The organism is Micromonospora sp. NPDC049679 (assembly GCF_040659735.1).
Classification (GTDB): domain Bacteria; phylum Actinomycetota; class Actinomycetes; order Mycobacteriales; family Micromonosporaceae; genus Micromonospora_I.
Genome location: NZ_JBFANZ010000016.1, coordinates 32,738 through 52,620, shown reverse-complemented (window position 1 = coordinate 52,620; position 19,883 = coordinate 32,738). Strand labels below are relative to the sequence as shown.

Genomic DNA, 19,883 nt, shown 5'->3' with positions numbered 1-19,883 from the left:
CGGATGGCCGCGGTGGCCGGTGACGGCGATGGATGGCGAACTGACCAGCGACGCCTGGATTCCTTCGGGCGAGCCCGCGTACGGGAGGGCGCCTTGCGCCACATGTCTGTAGCGCAAGGCGCCCCGTCATGGGCGGCTAGCCGATGGGGTTGCCGTTGGTGCCGCAGACGTAGCCCGCGCGGATGCAGGTGTTCATGCGCCGTTCGAACTCGTTGGGCTCCCACGCGTTGATCCAGTCACCGTGGAACGTGTACCCCGGCGCGTTCGTGACGTTCGCCCCGTTGCGGGTGCCGGCCAGGCTCAGCCCGCCGCCGTTGACCGGGTACGTGATCAGGAATTCGGTGCGGGGCAGCATCTTCGGGTAGCCGGGTGGGCAGTGACCGCCGACGCCGCCGATGATGAACTGCACATGGCTCTTGTGGTCGGGGGAGTCCACGTTGACGCCGTCCCAGCAGGTCGGGAAGTCCAGGTAGGTCTCCAGCTTCGACCCGGGCGGGCAGTTGAGGAAGTCGGCGCTCGACTGCGGGTGGCCGACGCAGGACCAGCGGGCGGCGGGGTTCTGGGCGGGGGAGGTGGCCAGCGCGTTGCCGACCACGATCCGCAGTCCCTGCGGCGGCGTGACCGCGCCGGCCTTCTCGAAGATGCCCTGGTAGTAGACGGTGACCCGCTCGGGCGCGACCGGTACCCCGTTTTTGTAGAGCGTCGGCGTCCAGTAGGCCGACAGGTCGGACCTGGGCTCGCACGTCGTGCCGCCGAGCCGCAGCGACTGCAGCGTTGAGTACGCGTTCGTGGTGGTGTTGCCGGAGAACTCGTGAATGTGTGAGGCGCCGGGTTGGCCGGGCTTGACGATCGGGTCGTCGCCGCTGCGCCCCTTGCTGGTGCAGTCCGCGCGGAACTCCGAGCCCCGCAGGGCGGCCGGGACGGCCTGCTGCGCGCGGATGGCGGCCGACTGCTCGGCGTTGTCGCCGACGCCGTGGTCGTGGGCGGAGTGTGCGGCCGTGGGGTCGGCGTCGGCCTTGGCGGCCAGGGCGCCGACGGCGGCGAGCGTCGCCACCAGGATGGCGGCGGTCCGGCGGGTGCGGGAGGCGGTGGGCTTTCCACCCCGCGACGTGTGTCTGGTGAACATGCTGTTCCTCCTCGGGACTCGGAGGGTCGGGGGCGCGGACCGTCCTCAGTGGCCGAAGCTCAGCCAGTCGACCGTGTCGTGGTCGGCCGCTGGTGCGGGTCGGGTGCACGGCGTGCGGTGCGGTAGCGACCTCTGGGACAGGTGGAGCCGGCACGGGCCACCTCATGCGTGGAGCGGCAGGCCGGGGCAGCGGCGGCCTGCCGTTCGCGTCCCCCCGGATTCCCGTGGCGTGAGAGCGCTCTCTCTATTCACCTTGATAGCGACTATTAAGACGGTTGTCAATACTTGTTACGTCCGTCGTCCATCGGTAACTGGCCCACGCTGAACCCAAAAGGAGATCGGAGAGTGCGTCGTACGCCGAGGTGGCCGCCGTCTGCGGGTATTACGACCAGCCGCATCTCGCCCGGGAATGGCGGGACCTGGCGGGTGTGCCGCCCTCGGTGTGGCTGGGCAGCGACGAGCTCTCATTTGTACAAGACGGTCGGGATGCGGAAGAGGCAGGCTGAGGCCATGACTGACAACCACGCGAGGGTCTGGCCCACCCTGCGATACCGCGACGCCCCAGCCGCCATCAGGTTTCTCGTCGAGGCGTTCGGGTTCAGGGAGGCCGCCGTCTACGCCGGTGACGACGGCGTCGTGGCCCATGCCGAGCTGCGCTGGCCGGGCGGGGGCGGAATCATGTTGGGCAGCGACCGTCCGGACAGTGTGATCGCCGATCAGCCGGCCGGCGTCGGCTCCGTGTACATCGTCACCGACGAACCGGACGCCCTGTTCGCGCAGGCCCGGGCGGCCGGCGCGCGGGTCGTCAAGGAGTTGACCGACGAGGAGTACGGCTCGCGGGGTTTCACCGTCCGCGACCCTGAGGGCGTCTACTGGAGCTTCGGCACCTATGCCGGCGCGTGAGCACCGCGACGTGGCGCCGGTCGGCCGGGGCAAACCGGGCGACCGGAGCGCGTGGGGCTGACGCAGTTCATAAGCTGCCGGTATGGAACTGCGGATCTTCACCGAACCCCAGCAGGGCGCCACCTACGAGCGGTTGCTCGCCGTGGCCCGGTGCGCGGAGGACGCCGGCTACGGGGCCTTCTTCCGGTCCGACCACTACCTCAAGATGGGGTCGGTGAGCGGACTGCCCGGTCCGAGCGATGCCTGGACGACGCTCGCCGGGCTGGCCCGCGAGACCACCCGGATCCGGCTCGGCACCCTGATGACCGCGGCCACCTTCCGGTTGCCGGGGCCATTGGCGATCACGGTCGCCCAGGTTGACGCCATGAGCGGCGGCCGGGTCGAGCTCGGGATCGGGACCGGCTGGTACGACGCGGAGCATGCCGCGTACGGGATTCCGTTCCCGCCGCTCGGCGAGCGGTTCGACCGGTTCGAGGAACAGCTGACGATCATCAGAGGGCTCTGGGAAACGCCGGTCGGGAGCACGTTCGACTTCCGCGGCGCGTACTACACCGTCACCGACTCACCCGCGCTGCCCAAACCGGTCCAGACGCCGAGACCGCCGATCATGATCGGCGGTCTCGGCCCGAAGCGGACGCCAGCGTTGGCCGCCAGATTCGCCGACGAGTTCAACGTCGCGTTCGCCGGCGTCGATGATTCCGCCGCGCAGCTCGGCCGGGTACGCGCCGCGTGTGCGGCGATCGGCCGGGACCCCGCGAGCCTGCGCTTCTCCAACGCGCTGGTGCTCTGCTGTGGCCGCGACGAGGCGGAGGTCAACCGCCGCGCCGCGGCGATCGGACGCGAGCCGGCCGAGCTCCGCGCGAACGGTCTGGCCGGCACGCCCGCGGAGATAGTGGAGAAGATCGGCCGGTACGCCGTTCTCGGGATCGAACGGATCTATCTCCAGGTGCTGGACCTCGACGACCTCGATCACCTGGAACTGGTGGCGGCCGAGGTGGCGCCTCAGCTGTGATGCGCGCGCCGCGAGCTTGGCGGCGCCGCGGGGCGGCGCCCCGGCGCACGGTCGTGATTAGCTCAGCTGGCGCTCGGCACTGCCGATGCGGTAGAGGACGACACTCGGAAGGGGGCGCGGATGCTGCGTTGGCAACCGTTCGCGCTTCTATTCGGCATCGCCGCGTTCGGCTCGCTCATCGCGACCGCGATCATGTGGCCGCGCCGTCGGCTGACGCCGGCCGCCGCGGCGATGACCGTGGCGATGGCCGGACTGGCCTGGTGGTCGGCGACGAAGTGCCTCTCCGTGCTCGCCACCGACCTTGAGGTGAAGCTCGCGTTCGAGACGGCGATCTATCCCGGCGTCTGCGCGTGCGTCGCCGGCTTCTTCTGCTACGCGAAGGGCATGGCCGACCGGGCGTGGACACTGTCGCGTTCCGCGGCGTTGTTGCTGGCGATCGAGCCTGCGTTCGCGATCGTCACCGCCGCCACCAACACGTGGCACCGTGAGTTCTACGCCGGCGCCGCGCTCTCCGGCTCGCCGCCGCTGCTGGCGCCCCAGCCGGGGCCGGCGTTCTGGGTGCACACCATCTACAGCTACGCGCTGCTGGCCTGGGCGATGTTCGCGCTGGTGCGTGCCTGTCTGCAGGCTCCCCGGTCCTACCGGGGGCACTTCGTCTGGCCGCTGGTGGCCGTCGTGCCGCCGGTGATCGGCAACATCATCACCGTGTCGTACATGCCGCAGGGCAAGACCGTGGGCCTGACCCCGGTCTTCTTCTGCATTTCGGCCGGCGCGTGTTGTTGGGCGCTGCTCCGGGAGGCGTTGCCGGAGCTGGTCCCGGTTGCCGGCCGGCAGATCCTGGAGACGATCAGCGACGCGGTCATCGTGATCGACAGGTCCTCCCGGGTCCTCGACCTCAATCCCGCCGCCGATCGTCTGCTCCGGCGGCTCCAGCCCGACGCGCCCCCCAGCATCCTCGGCATGCAGGCCCGTGACGTGCTCAGCATCGACCGGGCGTTGTCGGCCGGGTCGGACGCGGAGTACACCCTCACGGCCGCCGACGGGCAGCGGTTCGACCTCAACGTGCGGCACAGCGCGCTCTCCGACCGCGCCAACAAGGTGATCGGGTGGGTGCTGGTGGTGCATGACGTCACCGAGCGCAACCGTCAACGCCACGAGCTGCGGGCGACCAACGACGAACTGCGTGAGCAGCTGCTCGCGGTGGAGCGGCTCCGCGCGGAGCTGGCCGAGCAGGCCAGCCGCGATTCGCTCACCGGGCTGCACAACCGGCGGTACCTGATCGGCGCGCTCGACCGCGAGGTGGCGCTGGCCGCCGCCGAACGCCGTCCGCTCAGCGTGGTCATGATCGATATTGACCATTTCAAGGGGATCAACGACCGCTTCGGGCATGTTGCCGGCGACGAGGTGATCGCCACGACCGCCCAACGCATCACCGCCCTCATCCAGGACGGGGAGAGCGCGGTGCGCTACGGCGGGGAGGAGTTCTTCCTCGTGCTGCCCGGCTGCACCGCCGAGCAGGCGCGGCAGCGTGCGGAGACGATGCGGGAGGTCTGCGTCTCGTCGTCCTTCATCATCGGCGGGCAACCGGTGACCGTGACGATCAGCGCCGGCGTCGCGGAGTATCTGGGGTCGGAGAGCCCGGCGGCGCTGATCGAGGCGGCGGACCAGGCGCTCTATGTGGCGAAGAGCCTCGGACGCAACCGCATCGAGACCGCGCGGGTGACGACCTCGTCCGTGCAGAAATGACGGCGTCGACGACGGAGGGCGGACCGCGGCCGCGCCGCCGTTCGCGACCGACCCATTTGGACACTCTGCGTGATCGTAGCGCGGGTTCGGATGATCTTCGCCGAACTCGGACCGGTACCGCTCACCGGAGGCTCATGACGACGGCTGCGGGTCCGGGAGCGTGACGCCCGGGCACTCGCCCGTGATCCGTTTTAGCGACCTCACCAGCACATTAGCGCAGAAGAACTCGCAGCCCCAAGGCCATTTCTGTCACGCACGCGGCTAAAAAGTCCATCTTCGTGACAGGTGCCAACTAACGCCGTCAGGGCATTGCCGGAGTGGGCGCTGTTGGCTGCGACGAGCAGACTACGTAACAGGGCGTCACGTTCGGCGCGACGGTCGCAGGGATCGTCCCGGCACCACCGGCGCTCCGGGGAGCACTGATGGACCTCATTGGACCCGCCCCCGGCGACGGTCGCTCGACCACTCACTCACGAACGTGGCGGCCCGGCCGCGGGAGCACCCGGCCCGACGCCGGCTACCCGCGCCCGGGATCGCCCGATGCCGGGCGGTACGAGTGCCCGGGCGCGGACAGCGGTCACCCACCCGGCCGCGCGCCGCAGCCGTAGAGGAGGGAGCTATGAGAGTGCCCGGAGTGCGCTTCGTCCAGGGGCGCAACAGGTACGGGACATCCACCAAGTACGCCATCGCGGTCCATGCGACCGCCAACAACGCGTCGGCCGCCAACGAAGCCGCGTACGCCACCCGGCGAACCGACGGCACCAGTTCGCACTTCTACGCCGACAACGTCGAGGTCATCCAGTCCCTCGACACCGCCGACCGGGCCGGGCACGCCGGATCGACCCAGGGCAACACGTACGCCATCGCGGTGGAGTTCACGGGGCTCACCTCGTGGTCGCGCGCGAAGTGGCTGTCGTCGGTGGCGTGGGAAAGGATCGGCGCCGTGCTCGCCGCGGTGAGCCGGCACCACAACATTCCGGCCACCCGCGCCACCGTCGCCCAGATGAGGTCCAACCCGCGGGTGCGCGGGGCGTACGACCACAACCAGATGCGGCTGGCATGGGGCGGGACCGACCACACCGATCCCGGACCGAACTTCCCGTGGGACAAGCTGCTCGCGGTGTGGCAGCGCCACCTCGCGCCACCGCCGCCACCACCCCCGCCGCCGGAAGAGGAGGTAGAGATGTTCCTGATCAAGAAGAAGTCCGACGGAACGGTGTTCGTGTCGGACGGGGTGCGCCGTCGGCCGCTGCCCAACTTCGACGCGCAGCGGGCGTTGCAGGCCATCGGTGTGAAGTCGGTGCCCGACGTGGACACCGACGCGCAGCTCGAGGCGGTCGCCGGACCGCTGGCCGCCTAGCGCCCGCTGCGGCGCACCGACGGGGGAGGGGCGCGTGTCGCGAGCGACGCCGCGCCCCTCACCGCGCACGGCCCGCCACGGTGACCAGTGGGGCGTGGCCCGCGGGTTCTGTGGTCGCTCCTCGCTCATCCCGGCACCCTGCGGACAGCCGTGACCGTGGAAATTCATCCCCTCGCCGCCCGGTTGCGCCGATCGTCCGTCTCGGCCGCACGGGGCGGCACCCGCGCAGGCGGGCGAGCCCGGGCGGCCCGAGGTGAATGGTGGGCATCCGCCGGGGTATTGGCGATCTGAGGGGGAACAACCTGCCGGGCGATCAAGCTTGAGGAGGATTCGCCATGAAGTTGAGCGACCCGACCAGCCGTAAGAAGGAAAAGGACTACGACCAGTCCGACGTGGAGCATCTGCTGCGTAAGCGCCCGTGGCGGAGCTACGACGAGATGATCGGCTGGCTGGAGCAGGAAGGCGACGAGGACCGGCGGTTCACGCCCGGCGAGGTCGCCCGCATGGTGCAGGACCTGTCCCGGTTGAAGGAGCGCAAGGCGCAGTTCACCACCGATCCGGAACGGCTCTGCCGGGAAATGAAGGGTTGACCCGGCCGGCCCCGGGGCCGGGAGAGTAACGCGAACCGCCCCCGCTCGGGCCCGGAAAATCGGGCCGAAACGGGGGCGGGCACGTGAGGTGACGTGAGCCCGTCAGGCCGACGGCACCGACGCGAGATACGCCTGGGCCTTGTCCGGCGCCATGAACCAGTTCTCGAAGTCGCTCGGGTCGGAGAACCCGTTGCCGAAGCGGCGCGCGACCGTCTCGTTGCCGGCGGCCGTGCCGAGGATGGCCTGCACGTGCTCCGGGAGCGGCTGCAGCATCGCGTTCGTCCAGTCGGTGACGTGCCGGCCGGTGCTCTCCCAGAACCATTCGAACATCTGCTCCATCCACGCCTGGTCGAACGGCCGGTCGCCGTTCGCGAGGATGGCCTCCAGGTACGCGCCCGCGCACTTGGCGGCGGTGTTGCTGCCCTGGCCGGTGATCGGGTCGTTCGCCACCACCACGTCCGCCATGCCGAAGGCCAGCCCGCCGGAGGGCAACTGGGCCACCGGCCGCCGGACCGAGGGGGTGTAGCGGCCGGAGAGCGTGGCCCGCCCATCGGTCAACTCGACGTTCGTGCACCGCTCGTAGATCCACGGGGTGTACTCCCGCGCCAGATCCAGCGTGAGCTTGAGGTGCTCGCCCGGGTCGCGCCGCTCCTGCCACAGGTCGAGCGGGCCGCCCGGGATGGCCTCCCAGAACAGGATGTCGGCGGGGCCGCTCAGCGTGTAGGTGGGCATGACGAAGAGCTCACCGAGGCCGGGCACGGCGTTGAAGCTGACGTGCGGCACCGGCCACAGCGGGTCGGGCGTCATGCCGTGCACGTACGCCACCGCCAGGCCGCGCTGCGGTGCCGAGTACGGCGACCGGGCCGGATCGCGGTCGAAGACGCCGACCAGATCGCCCTTGCCGGCCGCCACGATCGTCAGGTCGTACCGGCCGAGAGCCGTGAGCCCGTCCAGGTCGGAGGTGGTCACGCCCTGGTAGTGGATGGTGCCGCCGCGCTCCTCGAACAGCTCCAGCCAGGCCGCCATCTTGACCCGCTGATCGGTGCTCTGCGCGGGCTCGTCGATGGGGCAGGGGATGCGCAGCGCGCGCTGCCCGGGCGGCGCGGAGAGCGACACGTGCAGACCCTCGATCTGCGGCGTCTCCCGCTGCCACAGATCCAACCCGTAGATCCGCTCGGTCCGCAGCGCCTGGCCGAACATCGCCTGGGTGCTCATCACCCAGCCGCGGCGGATCTCGTCCGGCGTACGCGCGGACATCACCGTCACGTCGTACCCCTCGGCCTGCAGGCTCAGGGCGAGTTGGAGCCCGGACTGCCCGGCGCCCACGATAAGGATTCTGCGCATTAGTACCTCCTGAGGGGAAGACGCTCCTGGAGAAGAGCTACCGGGCGAGGAAGGAACCCGGCACGGCACTCGCGGTGCGCTCCATCGTGTGGGTGATCACCGCCATGAGTGCCTGCGCCACGGAGGAGGGGCTCCGGGCGTCACAGGTGATCAGCGGTACGTGCGGGGAGAGCGCGAGCGCCTCCCGCACGTCGTCCAGGTGATGGGTGAGCACGCCGTCGAAGAGGTTGAGGCAGACCACGAACGGGAGGTCGCTGTCCTGTTCGAAGTAGTTGACGGCCGCGAAGGACTCGTCCAGTCGTCGCGAGTCGGCCAGCACGAGGGCGCCGACCGCCCCCCGGCACAGGTCGTCCCACATCGGCCAGAACCGCGCCTGCCCCGGTGTGCCGAACAGGTAGAGCACCAGGTCGTTGGAGATGGTCAACCGGCCGAAGTCCATGGCGACCGTGGTCGTGGTCTTGTCGGTGCCCGGATCGAGCCGGTCGACGGGCTCACTGGCCGCGGTCATCCACGCTTCGGTGTTGATCGTCGGGATCTCCGAGATCGCGCCGACGCAGGTGGTCTTGCCGACTCCGAACCCGCCGGCGATGACGATCTTCGCTGAGGTCAGCATCGGATGCTCAGGCGAGCTGGCGGAGGCCATCGAGGATTCTCTCCAGAAGGCGACGGTCGAACGGGGATTCGTACGTCTCCGCGTGGATCAGCACGCGGTCGGTGGAGGCGAGGTCGTCGACCACGACCCGGGTGACGCCCAGCGAGATGCCGGAGAAGGCGGAGAGCTCCGCCACCGATTTCGTTTCGCGGGCGTGCTCGTACAGCGAGCGCGCCTCGGGCAGCAGCCCAGAGGCGAACAACGAGTCGTAGTACGGCACCGAGACCAGCGTGTGTACGAGCAGTTGCTGGCGGGTGCGGGTGCGGCCACCCGTCAGCACGTATGGCCGCACCTTCCAGTGTCTCTTGGCCACGTTTGGTTGACTCCCTCGGTCCGAGCCGCTCAGCGGGACGACTGGGTGGCGGTGATGCGGTGCAGTTCGGTGCGCATCTGCGGGGTGAGCACATGGCCGACCGCGCTCACGAACTGCGTCATCTGGTACGCGACGACGCGCAGGTCGCATCCGGCGGTGGCGGCGACCGCCAACCCCGCCGAGTCGCTGACCCGCATGAACAGCAGGTGCCCCCGCGGCAGTCGGATCGTGATGTACTCCGATGCGCCCAGCTCGAGCAGCGCCGCGCCCCGGTCCGCCATGCTGATCATGCCGGCGGTGAGCGCCGCGAGCTGGTCGCCGAGGTCACGGGGGACCGCGCCGGAGGCGACGAGCTGCAGTCCGTCGAGCGACACGATCAGCGCGTGGGTCACGCCCGGCACCTCGTCGGCGAACTGCCGGATGAGCCAGGCGAACTCGTGCGGCCCGCGGGCGGCGCCGGGTTGCGCCGGGGCGCTGCTGTGGGGTCTGGTCATCGCGCGTTTCCTTCAGAATTTGAGTCGATGGCGGTCCGGCGCGCGTCGGTGATGCCGGCGGCGAAGTCGGCCGTCTCGTCGGCCCATCGCTCCCGGTCGGCGGCGGCAGGGGCCGGGAAGGCGACTGCGGGGAACGTCGGCCGGTCCTCGTCGCGCAGGCTGGCCGGTACCCGTACGGGCAGGCCGGTGGGGGTCTCGCGGGGCGCGGGCGGGGCGGCCGCGGGGGGTTGGCCCCCGGCTACCGGTGCACCGACCGCCGTCGGCCGTGCGCCGCCGGCCGGGGCTACCCCGGTGGCCGCATGCACGGCGGCGGGCCGACGCTCCGCGTGCCGCGGCGAGGGCACGGGAGGCGCCGCGCCGCCGCGGTAGACGACGAACGGCGGCCGCTGGCCGGGGGGCGGGGTGGCCGCCGCCGGCGCGGGCGGGGTGGTCGGGCCGGCGGACGGCGCCGGCGGGATTTCGCAGAGCAGCCATTCCGGGATGAGTACGGTCGCCGTGGTGCCGCCCTCGCGGCTGGTCAGGTGGACCCGCATCTGGTGGGCGACGGCCAGCCGATGCACGACGGCCATGCCGAGCTGCAGGGTGGGCTCGGCGCGCAGGGCGGTGGGTTCCTCTTCGGCGAGCATCCCGTTCAGCGCGCGCAACTGCTCCGGGCGGATCCCCACGCCGGCGTCCTCGATGCGCAGCAGGACGCTGCCGCGTTCGGTGATGTGCGCCGAGACGGTCACCGGGGCCGTGGGCGGGGAGAAGCGGGTGGCGTTGTCGAGAAGCTCGGTGATCACCCGGATCACGTCGTCGGAGGCGAACTCGACGACCGCCAGCTCGGTGATGCGTCCTAACTGGACGCGCTGGTAGTACTCAATCGCCGACGCGGAGGCCCTGATCACGTCGAGCAGCGCGGTGACCTGCTGTCCCGCGTCCTCGACCTTCCGGCCGGTGAGCACCTGCAGGTTCTCCGCCTGACGCCGCACCCGGGCGTTCGCGTGGTCGATGCGGTAGAGCTTCTCCAGCCGGTCCGGATCCCGCTCGTCGGCTTCGGCCGCTTCGAGGTGACTGCTCATCTGGTACGCGGCGCCGAGGATGCGGAGCGCGAACTGCTCGGAGATCAGGGGCCACGGGTCCGGGGCGTGCAGTTCGGGAGCGGGTGCCGGTGGAGCCGGCTCCGGTGGGACGGCGATCGTCGGATCCAACCACCGAGCCAGGCTCCGCCGCCATCCGCTCGTCCCGCTCATCACGCGACCTTGCCGTGGTACATGCCCGCTCTTTCGGTTGTTCCCGACCTGCGAATCATTCGCACGTTTTGCCCTCGGCTCGGCAGTCAATCACCGCGTTGCCGGGAAGGCAAGGCTTCCATTTGTGCGTCTTCTTACGCGACGGTCGTGTTGCGACATCAGGTGATGTCGCGATGCGGCCGGCGGTTCGAGACCCCCTCACTGTCCACTGTGCGGGGACCGCTGGGAAAGTCCGCGGATCGGCCGTCGGGCGGGTCGGGGTGTCTCAAGATCGCTTCCACCAGGGTGATCGGGCGGCGTCGGCGCCGGTTGCCGGCGCAGGTCAGGGGCGTGTTCGCCGGGGGCTCACGACGACCCGTCGTGGCTGCGCGCGCGGCCGGAGCAGGCGATCGCGCCCGCCTGCGAGCCCACCCGGAGCCCGATAACTTTTCAGATGAAGCCAATCCTCATGAATCCGGCGTAATTAGCCTAAACCGGTTAGCAGGGTACAGATCGCCGGTGCCATCCCGGCGTACCACGTGCAACACGGGCCACCCCTGTGGCATCTCCAGACGCTGCCGCTCCGCCGGAGTCGGCATCCGCGCTTCCACCTGCGCGCCGGGCTCCAGCGCCAGGTCGTCCTTCTCGTCGTGGTCGGACACCCTCGTCGGTTGCCCGTGCCGTACGACGACCAGCCCTTCGCCGCGCAGGATCGCGACCGCCGAGCGCACGGTGTCGCGGGCCAGGCCGAAGCGCTGCTGCAGGTCCCGCTCCGACGGAAACCGGCTCCCCGCCGGCAGCGCGCCGCTGCCGATCTCGTCGCGCAGCACGTCCGCCAACTGCCGATAGCCTGTGACGTTGCGCTCATCGGAGATCACGCGGGGACGATATGCCCCGCTTGATGCCCCGCTGGACGTGTACACGTGGATGCCAGTCGGCGACTTCGCGGGAATCATGAGCGGAATGCAAGGACCGGCTGGAGACGCGCTGCACTACACCGACGGAGCCCACCGGTGGGTTCCATCGGATCCCACGACGAGCGTCGACGCCTGGCGCGCGATGATCGCCGCGCACGTCGACGAGGCTGCGCTGCTCGGCGGCTGCGACGTGGCGCGGCAGCGTCAGCGGCAACAGAATTCGCGTCCGACCGGCTGGCGACCCGCCTCCGCGGCGTGACGGCGACCGGCCCCGCTCACCCGGAAAGGACGTCCGCGACCACGACGGTGACGTTGTCGGGGGCGCCGGCCGCCAGCGCGAGTTCCACGAGCCGCTCGGCACAGTCGCGCGGTCCGGGGCCGGTGCGCAACACCAGGTCGATCGCGTCGTCGGCGACGACGTCGGTGAGGCCGTCGCTGCAGAGCAGGAGCCGGTCCGCGGGACAGGCGGTGAGCACCGCCGACGTGGGCGACAGCGGCTCGCCCTGCACGGCCTGCGTGATCAGTGAACGCCGCGGGTGACGGCGGGCCTCCGCCATGGTCAGCGCGCCCTGGTCGACAAGCGACTGCACGAAGGTGTCGTCCCTGGTCACCTGGGACAGGGTGGCGTCGCGCAGCAGATAGCAGCGTGAGTCGCCGACGTGGAGCAGCCCGAACCGCTCGCCCGAGAGCAGGAGCGCGGTGACCGTCGTCCCCATGCCCTCCTGCGCGGGATCCGCCGCCGCCGACACGCGGATCTCCTCGTTCGCCGCCTCGAGCGCCGCGCGTAGCGCGGTGCCCGCATCCGCTTCCGGCGGCGCCGCGTCGAGCGGGGCGAGCGCTTTGATCACGATCCTGCTCGCGAGCTCACCGGCGGGCATGCCGCCCATCCCGTCGGCGACCGCGAGTAACCGTTGCCCCACATGCATCGCGTCCTCATTGTTCGGTCGGACCAGCCCGGGATTGCTGACAGCGGCCGTACGCAAGATCACGCTCATGTGAGCCAGCCTGCCAAGAACGCCGCCTCCGTGTCTGTACGCACTACTACGTATCGTGAACCCATGAGGCCGGTGTCGATGGTCGGGCGGAGCGCGGAGCTCGACGAGCTGGTCCAGGCCTGGTCGCAGCGCTGTTCCAGCGGGGTGGGCGGGCCGATCACGGCGGTGATCACCGGCGACGCCGGCACCGGCAAGAGCATGCTGGTCGCCGCGGCGCTGCGCGCCTTCACGCCGCGCCCGCGCACCGTGCTCTCCGGCGCGGCACGCATGCACACGCCGGCGCCGTACGACTGGCTGGCCGCGGTCCTGAGTGGATGCGAGACCGGCCAGCTCCCGGTCCCCGCGGACGCGCTGGCGTGGCTGGCGCAGCACCCCGACGCACCGCGTGAGCGGTTCGCCCCGGGCGCCCTGCTCCGCCTGGCCGTACGGGTGGTGCGGACGCTGGTCGCATCCGGCCCCGTGGCGCTGGTGGTCGAGGACCTGCACGGGCTCGACCCGGCGAGTCTCAATCTCATCGGCGAGCTGGCCGCCGCGGCCGGGCTGCCCGCGCTGCTCCTCGTCACCAGCCGTCCGCCGGACACGGCCGTCTCGCCGGAGCTCGCCGCCCGGACGTTGGCGCGGTTGTCCGGCACGCCCGGCGCGATCCGTCAGCACCTCGGCGCGCTGACCGTCGCCGACATCGGCGCGATTCTGGCCCAGGTCTATCCGGCGCAGCTCTTGCCGCCGGAGGTGGGACCGGCCGTGTGGCAGCGGACCGGCGGCAACCCGTACCTGGTCATGGAGCTGTTGGCGGCTGTCGCCGGCAGCGGACCCGCCGCCCTGATCGGCGAACCGCTGCCGTCGCGACGCACCGCGGCGGCGCCCGCCGACGCGGCGGAGCTGACGGCCCGCGAGATCGAGGTGCTGGCCTGCCTGGCCTCGGGGATGTCCAACAAGCAGGTCGCCCGCACGCTGGGCATCTCCATCCGGACCGTCACCGTGCACGTGTCGAACCTGTTGCGCAAGACCGGTTCCGGATCGCGCACCGAGGCCGCGCTCTGGGCGGTACGGCATCAACTCACCGGCTCCGGTCAACCGGCCACGGCGTCACCTGGAGCGCACTCCAAGTCAGTGCCGTCGATGCCTTGACACCGCTGCAACAAGTTTCTAACTTTGCGACAACGTTTCATCAGTGTTGCAGGCGCGCCAGTTCTCCGTCCCCCCGCCGGGCATCCGCCCCAGGACCCAGGAGGTCCGATGCACCACCGCCGCTTGCCCTCGTTCGGCCTGGCCGCCGTCTTGACCGCGGCCCTGCTCACCCCCGTCGCGTCGAGCGTCCAACCGGCCGCCGCCGCACCCGCCGGCACCAAGAACGTCATCGCCAACCTCTTCGAGTGGAACTGGACCTCCGTCGCCAGCGAATGCCAGAGCTTCCTCGGCCCCCGCGGCTACGGCTACGTGCAGGTCTCGCCGCCGCAGGAACACGTGCGCGGGCAGCAGTGGTGGGTCGCCTACCAGCCCGTCAGCTACCGGATCGACTCCCGCAAGGGCACCCGCGCCCAGTTCCAGTCCATGGTCAACACCTGCCACAACGCCGGCGTCAAGGTCATCGTCGACTCCGTGATCAACCACATGTCCGGGCAGGACGGTGGCGGTACGGGCTGGGCCGGCTCGTCGTACGGCCACTACGACTATCCCGGCATCTACCAGACCCAGGACTTCCACCACTGCGGTCGCAACGGCAACGACGACATCGCGAACTACGGCGACCGGTACGAGGTGCAGAACTGCGAACTGGTCAACCTCGCCGACCTCAACACCGGCTCGGACTACGTCCGGACCAAGATCGCCGGTTACCTCAACGACCTGCTCGCCCTCGGCGTGGACGGCTTCCGGCTGGACGCCAGCAAGCACATGGCCGCCGGTGACATCGCCGCCATCAGGGGGAAACTGTCCCGCTCGGCGTACATCGTCCAGGAGGTCATCCACGGCGCGGGCGAGCCGATCCAGCCGGGGGAGTACACCGGCAACGGAGACGTTCACGAGTTCCGGTACGGCAAGGACCTCGGCCGGGTCTTCCGGCGGGAGAGGCTCGCCTACCTCAACAACTTCGGCGAGCCGTGGGGTCACCTGGCCACCGGCAAGGCGGCCGTGTTCGTGGACAACCATGACACGCAGCGCGACGGCGGCGACATCCTCACGTACAAGGACAACGGCCTCTACGCGCTCGCCAACGCGTTCATGCTCGCCTGGCCGTACGGCTCGCCGACCGTGATGTCGAGCTACGACTTCAGCAACCGCGACCAGGGCCCGCCCTCCGACGGCTCGGGCAGGACCAGCAACACCACCTGCTATTCGGGGTGGCGGTGCGAACACCGCTGGCAGGCGATCGCCAACATGGTGGCGTTCCGCAACGCGGTCCAGGGCACCTCCGTCGTCAACTGGTACGACAACGGCAACAACCACATCGCGTTCGGTCGCGGCAACCGCGGCTACCTCACAATCAACGACGAGGACTCCGCGATCAACGGCCGTCGTTACCAGACGGCCCTGCCGGCCGGACGCTACTGCGACGTGATCCACGGGGACTATTCCGGTGGCTCCTGCACCGGGCCGGTCATCACGGTCGACTCCACCGGCTGGTTCTCGGCCAACGTCGCGGCGCATGACGCCATCGCCATCCACTCCGGCGCCAAGGTCGGCTGACTTCACCAGCGACGGCCCGCCTCCCGGCTCGATCGTTGGAGGCGGGCCTTCGCATCTTTCGCCATCCGGCGGTGGCAGCTTCCTCACCTCGGGCGCGCGGCTGCCGATACGCCATTCGTGCACGAGGTAACCGTCCTGCGCCGGGCCTATCCGGCAGACATGGCCACCACCGCCCGGGGTATCCCGTACCGGGGAGGTGGTGCCGATGGCGTCGGCCAGAACGAGGACATGGGTGTGGATCGCCGTAGCGGCCGCCGTGGTCGCCATCGTGATCATCGCGCTCACGATCCGTTCGGGCGGTGGTGGCGGTGGCTACTGACCGCGCCCGTCGGGGCCGGCGACGGCATCGCGACCAGTCGACCGTCCGAACCGGACCGGATGGCGGGACCACCCGCCAGAGGTTGGGCCCGCGCGCCAGAATGTGACTGCGCCGCCGGTCGGAAACAGGGCACCATGAACGGCAGGGCCGCATGACGGGCACGACCGCTCACCCGGGTCGCTCCCGCGTGACGCGGTGCGAGCGGGCATGGGCACGACACGGTGGGGATAGCCAGCCAGGGGAGCTGTCGAATGAATAGGCAGGCAGGCGTGTTGTTCGCGGCCATCGTCGCGGTTGGCCTGGGGCCCGCGGTCTGGCTCGGTGGCACGCTGTTCCGGGCCGAACCGGTGCCGGCGGCTCCGCCGGCAACGATCACGACGCCCGAGTCGAGCGCGTCGCCCAGCGCGTCGCCGTCCGAGTCGTCGTCGCCATCGCCGGAGTTGCCCGTTCCTTCATCGCACGAAGAGCTTGATCCGGACGGCGTGTGGCACCCTCCGGGCCAGCCCGGCGCGGGCGACGTGCCGCCAGAGCCGGTGCACACCGCCGAACCGTCCGATCCGCCCGCGTCGACGGCGACGCCACCGGCGCCGACGCCCGATCCGGGGCCGACCGAGCCGCCGGGTCCGACCTCCCCCGCGGTGGGATAGCCCAGACGCAGGCTCCACCGCCCGTTCGGAAACCACTCGTCCGCCGTGACGCCGCGCAAGCGGCGTCACGGCGTTTTGTCGTACGCCGCGTGATTGACAGCCGTCGCAAGCATGTGTGTGAATGTCTGCACGAAGGCCGGTGCGGGAGCCATGAGGCCGGTTCGGGAGCCCGAGGGCAGCTCCTGACACACAGACATCGTTCGCTCATGTCCGCGCGGCACGGCTCCGCCTCGTCGGTGCCTCTCGTCCTCTCGGTGCATGGCCGTTGTCTGCCCATGGCAATGCGCACGCCTCGAGAGGAACCCCACATGCGCAAACCCATCGTCAGCGCCCTCGCCGCGGTCGTCGCCGCCGCTTCGGTCGCCGTCGCGGTCCAGGCGGCCGTCGTCGTCGCGACCCCCGCCGCTGCCGCTGCCGCCGAGCCGTACTCGTGGAAGAACGTCCGGATCGACGGCGGCGGCTTCGTGCCCGGCATCGTGTTCAACCAGACGGAGAAGAACCTCATCTACGCGCGCACCGACATCGGCGGCGCCTACCGGTGGGAACAGGCCAGCCAGTCGTGGATCCCGCTGCTGGACCACGTCGGCCACGACCGGTGGGGCCACAACGGCGTGGTCAGCCTGGCCACGGACCCGGTGCAGACCAACCGGGTCTACGTCGCCGCCGGCATGTACACCAACAGTTGGGACCCGAACAGGGGCGCGATCCTGCGCTCCACCGACAAGGGCGGCACCTGGCAGGCGAGCGAGTTGCCGTTCAAGCTCGGCGGCAACATGCCGGGGCGCGGCATGGGGGAGCGGCTGGCCATCGACCCCAACCGCAACAGCGTCCTGTATCTCGGCGCGCCGAGCGGCAACGGACTGTGGCGCAGCACCGACTCCGGCGTGAGCTGGGCCAGGGTCACCAGCTTCCCGAACGCCGGCAACTACGTCGCCGACCCGGGCGACCCCACCGGGTACGGCAGTGACAACCAGGGCGTCGTCTGGGTCACCTTCGACAAGCGCAGCGGCACCGCGGGGAACGCGACCCGGACGATCTACGTGGGGGTGGCGGACAAGCAGAACACCGTCTACCGCACGACCAACGGCGGCACGACGTGGGAACGGGTCGCCGGGCAGCCGACCGGGTACCTCGCGCACAAGGGCGTGCTGGACACGGTCGGCGGCCATCTCTACATCGCGACCAGCGACACCGGCGGTCCCTACGACGGCGGCAAGGGCGATGTGTGGAAGTACGACACGGCGACCGGCACATGGACGCAGATCAGCCCGATCCCGTCGAGCAGCGCCGACGACTACTTCGGCTACAGCGGCCTGACCATCGACCGGCAGAACCCGAACACGCTCATGGTGGCGACCCAGGTCTCCTGGTGGCCCGACGTCATCTTCTTCCGCAGCCGCGACGGCGGCGCGACCTGGAGCCGCATCTGGGAGTTCAGCGGCTACCCCAACCGCACCAACCGCTACACCATGGACATCTCCCCGGTGCCGTGGTTGAGCTTCGGCGGCGACCCGGCGCCCCCGGAGACGGCGCCGAAACTGGGGTGGATGACGGAGTCGATGGAGATCGACCCGTTCGACTCCAACCGCTTCATGTACGGCACCGGCGCGACCATCTACGGCAGCACCGACCTCGCCAGGTGGGACGCCGGCGGGCAGATCACCATCCGCCCGATGGTGAAGGGGCTGGAAGAGACGGCGGTGCTCGATCTGATCAGTCCACCGAGCGGGGCGCCGCTGATCAGCGCCCTCGGGGACATCGGCGGCTTCCGGCACGCCAACCTCGACGCGGTGCCGCCGATGATGTTCCGGCAACCGGGGTTCACCACCACGACGAGCCTGGACTACGCCGAACTCAACCCGGGCGTGATGGTGCGCGCCGGCAACTTCACCGACTCCGACCGGCCCGGCGACAGCCACGCGGCCTTCTCGACCGACGGCGGAGCGAACTGGTTCCAGGGCACCGAGCCGGGCGGCGTCAACGAGGGGGGCACGATCGCGGCGGCGGCCGACGGCAGCCGCTTCGTCTGGGCGCCCCGCGACGTCGGCGTGCACTACTCGGTCGGCTTCGGCAACACCTGGACCGCATCGACCGGACTCCCGCAGAACTCGGTGGTGGAATCCGACCGACAGAACCCGGCGAGGTTCTACGGCTTCAGCGGCGGCACCTTCTACGTCAGCACCGATGGCGGCGCGAGCTTCACCGCGACCGCGGCGAGCGGCCTTCCCTCGACCGGCAACGTCAAGTTCAAGGCGGTGCCGGGCCGGGAGGGGAACGTCTGGCTCGCCGGGGAGAGCGGACTTTTCCACTCGACCAACTCGGGGGCTTCGTTCGCGAAGGTTCCGACGGTGGCGGGGGCGATCAACGTCGGCTTCGGCAAGGCGGCGCCGGGGCAGATGTACCCGGCGGTGTTCGCGGTCGCGACGCTCGACGGGGTGACCGGCGTCTACCGGTCGGACAACGGCGGCGTCGGCTGGGTGCGGATCAACGACGACAAGCACCAGTACGGCAACATGGGCGAGGCGCTGACCGGTGACCCGAGGGTCTACGGACGGGTCTATCTCGGCACCAACGGTCGGGGTGTCCTCGTCGCCGACCGGCTCGGTGGCCCGGCCGGGCCGACGGCCACCCCGACGAGCGTCCCGACCAGCACTCCCACTCCCACCCCCACCGCCACGCCGACCGCGCCGCCGGCCGGCGGGTGTGCCGCGGCCTACCGGGTCACCGGCTCCTGGCAGGGCGGCTTTCAGGCCGAGGTGACGGTGCGCAACACCGGCACGTCGGCGATCGACGGATGGACGGTGAGCTGGAGCTTCCCCAACGGGCAGACCGTCGCCCAGCTGTGGGGCGGCACCCATACCCAGACCGGCGCGAACGTGTCGGTCCGCAACGCCGCCTACAACGGGCGCCTCGCGGGCGGTGCGACGACGTCGTTCGGCTTCACCGGCAGTTGGACCGGGAGTAACGGCGCGCCGTCGGCGGTCGGCTGCGCCACGAGTTGACCGCGGCGGCCTCACCGCACGGATGGGCCCGGCGCCGCAAGGTGTCGGGCCCGTTTCTCGCCCGATGTGGGAGAGCACGCGCGATGTGGACAAGATCCGCGTGCGGCGGATCGACTCTGGGCGACCGTCGTCCTACATTCCGTGCGGTAGCCGTATGTCGTGGCCCGAGCCGGATCGGGTCCGTGCGGCGCGGCAGGGGAGGCGAGGAGGTTGGGCGGAGCGATGGACGTCGGACGGGACATGGTACGGGCGGCCGAGGCGCTGCAGGCCGTCCTCGACTTTCTGATTCGGTACGACCAGGCGCACGCGATGCTCAACGGCGACGAGAAGGCGACCGGACTCTCGCCGTTGACGTTGCGGGTGGACGACGGGCTGCGCGCGGCCAACCGGGTGCTGACGCATCTGCGCAGCGTGGACGAGTCGATCGGGTCGGACCATCCGTCGTACGAGGTGGCCGGGCTGCCGGAAACGGCGCAGTTCGCGCTCTCGCATCCGCCTCTCCCAAGTCAGGACGACCACGCGCAGGTGGGTCCGCGCCGACGTGGCCACGGCGACCCCGGGGAGTGA

At 70.5% G+C, this 19,883-nt stretch carries 19 protein-coding genes; 11 read left to right on the top strand and 8 right to left on the bottom strand.

Annotated features, from left to right (window positions below; translation table 11 throughout):
• Positions 1-136: 136 nt before the first annotated feature.
• The gene (locus AB0J06_RS13020) at positions 137-1,126 is read right to left on the bottom strand and encodes a DUF1996 domain-containing protein (protein ID WP_357427885.1); all 990 of its coding nucleotides are present in this window, start codon (positions 1,124-1,126) and stop codon (positions 137-139) included.
• Between the two features lie 510 nt (positions 1,127-1,636).
• Between AB0J06_RS13020 and AB0J06_RS13015 the strand changes: the two genes are divergently transcribed.
• From AB0J06_RS13015 to AB0J06_RS12995, 5 genes are all read left to right on the top strand, one after another.
• Complete coding sequence (locus tag AB0J06_RS13015; protein WP_357427883.1) at positions 1,637-2,029, top strand: VOC family protein; 393 nt, start codon at positions 1,637-1,639, stop codon at positions 2,027-2,029.
• 82 nt (positions 2,030-2,111) lie between these two features.
• Positions 2,112-3,041: an LLM class F420-dependent oxidoreductase gene (locus AB0J06_RS13010; RefSeq protein ID WP_357427881.1), complete on the top strand. Its 930-nt coding sequence runs from the start codon at positions 2,112-2,114 to the stop codon at positions 3,039-3,041.
• Between the two features lie 120 nt (positions 3,042-3,161).
• Entirely contained in the window at positions 3,162-4,787 is a 1,626-nt protein-coding gene (locus AB0J06_RS13005) for a diguanylate cyclase (RefSeq protein ID WP_357427879.1), read from the top strand.
• A gap of 619 nt (positions 4,788-5,406) precedes the next feature.
• Positions 5,407-6,147, top strand: coding sequence for an N-acetylmuramoyl-L-alanine amidase (locus tag AB0J06_RS13000; RefSeq protein ID WP_357427877.1), 741 nt, complete (start codon positions 5,407-5,409; stop codon positions 6,145-6,147).
• A gap of 335 nt (positions 6,148-6,482) precedes the next feature.
• Positions 6,483-6,737 (top strand): hypothetical protein, encoded by a 255-nt coding sequence (locus AB0J06_RS12995; protein ID WP_357427875.1) that lies wholly within the window; start codon positions 6,483-6,485, stop codon positions 6,735-6,737.
• A 102-nt stretch (positions 6,738-6,839) separates the two neighbouring features.
• Here AB0J06_RS12995 and AB0J06_RS12990 read toward each other — a convergent pair whose 3' ends face one another.
• From AB0J06_RS12990 to AB0J06_RS12965, 6 genes are all read right to left on the bottom strand, one after another.
• Entirely contained in the window at positions 6,840-8,081 is a 1,242-nt protein-coding gene (locus AB0J06_RS12990; RefSeq protein ID WP_357427873.1) for a styrene monooxygenase/indole monooxygenase family protein, read from the bottom strand.
• A 37-nt stretch (positions 8,082-8,118) separates the two neighbouring features.
• On the bottom strand, positions 8,119-8,694 hold the full coding sequence (locus AB0J06_RS12985) for an ATP/GTP-binding protein (RefSeq protein ID WP_357427871.1): 576 nt from the start codon (positions 8,692-8,694) through the stop codon (positions 8,119-8,121).
• Between the two features lie 7 nt (positions 8,695-8,701).
• The gene (locus tag AB0J06_RS12980) at positions 8,702-9,046 is read right to left on the bottom strand and encodes a DUF742 domain-containing protein (RefSeq protein ID WP_357427869.1); all 345 of its coding nucleotides are present in this window, start codon (positions 9,044-9,046) and stop codon (positions 8,702-8,704) included.
• A 29-nt stretch (positions 9,047-9,075) separates the two neighbouring features.
• Positions 9,076-9,540: a roadblock/LC7 domain-containing protein gene (locus tag AB0J06_RS12975; RefSeq protein WP_357427867.1), complete on the bottom strand. Its 465-nt coding sequence runs from the start codon at positions 9,538-9,540 to the stop codon at positions 9,076-9,078.
• Positions 9,537-10,772, bottom strand: coding sequence for an ATP-binding protein (locus AB0J06_RS12970; RefSeq protein WP_357427865.1), 1,236 nt, complete (start codon positions 10,770-10,772; stop codon positions 9,537-9,539). The genes AB0J06_RS12975 and AB0J06_RS12970 overlap by 4 nt, the downstream gene beginning before the upstream one ends.
• A 446-nt stretch (positions 10,773-11,218) precedes the next feature.
• On the bottom strand, positions 11,219-11,629 hold the full coding sequence (locus tag AB0J06_RS12965; protein ID WP_357427863.1) for a GntR family transcriptional regulator: 411 nt from the start codon (positions 11,627-11,629) through the stop codon (positions 11,219-11,221).
• 85 nt (positions 11,630-11,714) lie between these two features.
• Here AB0J06_RS12965 and AB0J06_RS12960 point away from each other — a divergent pair, with 85 nt between their 5' ends.
• Positions 11,715-11,927: a hypothetical protein gene (locus AB0J06_RS12960; RefSeq protein WP_357427861.1), complete on the top strand. Its 213-nt coding sequence runs from the start codon at positions 11,715-11,717 to the stop codon at positions 11,925-11,927.
• Positions 11,928-11,943: 16 nt separating this feature from the next.
• On the opposite strand, the gene AB0J06_RS12955 is transcribed toward AB0J06_RS12960, so the two are convergent.
• On the bottom strand, positions 11,944-12,663 hold the full coding sequence (locus AB0J06_RS12955; protein WP_357427859.1) for a protein phosphatase 2C domain-containing protein: 720 nt from the start codon (positions 12,661-12,663) through the stop codon (positions 11,944-11,946).
• 63 nt (positions 12,664-12,726) lie between these two features.
• Here AB0J06_RS12955 and AB0J06_RS12950 point away from each other — a divergent pair, with 63 nt between their 5' ends.
• The 5 genes from AB0J06_RS12950 to AB0J06_RS12930 all read left to right on the top strand — a co-directional run bounded on the left by AB0J06_RS12950 (position 12,727) and on the right by AB0J06_RS12930 (position 19,883).
• Positions 12,727-13,791: a LuxR C-terminal-related transcriptional regulator gene (locus AB0J06_RS12950; protein ID WP_357427857.1), complete on the top strand. Its 1,065-nt coding sequence runs from the start codon at positions 12,727-12,729 to the stop codon at positions 13,789-13,791.
• Positions 13,792-13,899: 108 nt separating this feature from the next.
• Positions 13,900-15,348 (top strand): alpha-amylase family protein, encoded by a 1,449-nt coding sequence (locus tag AB0J06_RS12945; protein ID WP_357427855.1) that lies wholly within the window; start codon positions 13,900-13,902, stop codon positions 15,346-15,348.
• A gap of 570 nt (positions 15,349-15,918) precedes the next feature.
• Positions 15,919-16,314, top strand: a complete 396-nt coding sequence (locus tag AB0J06_RS12940; RefSeq protein ID WP_357427853.1) for a hypothetical protein — start codon at positions 15,919-15,921, stop codon at positions 16,312-16,314.
• Positions 16,315-16,622: 308 nt separating this feature from the next.
• Positions 16,623-19,316, top strand: a complete 2,694-nt coding sequence (locus tag AB0J06_RS12935; RefSeq protein ID WP_357427851.1) for a cellulose binding domain-containing protein — start codon at positions 16,623-16,625, stop codon at positions 19,314-19,316.
• A 222-nt stretch (positions 19,317-19,538) separates the two neighbouring features.
• Positions 19,539-19,883 carry a hypothetical protein gene (locus AB0J06_RS12930; RefSeq protein WP_357427849.1) on the top strand — a complete coding sequence of 115 codons (345 nt, stop codon included), beginning with the start codon at positions 19,539-19,541 and terminating at the stop codon, positions 19,881-19,883.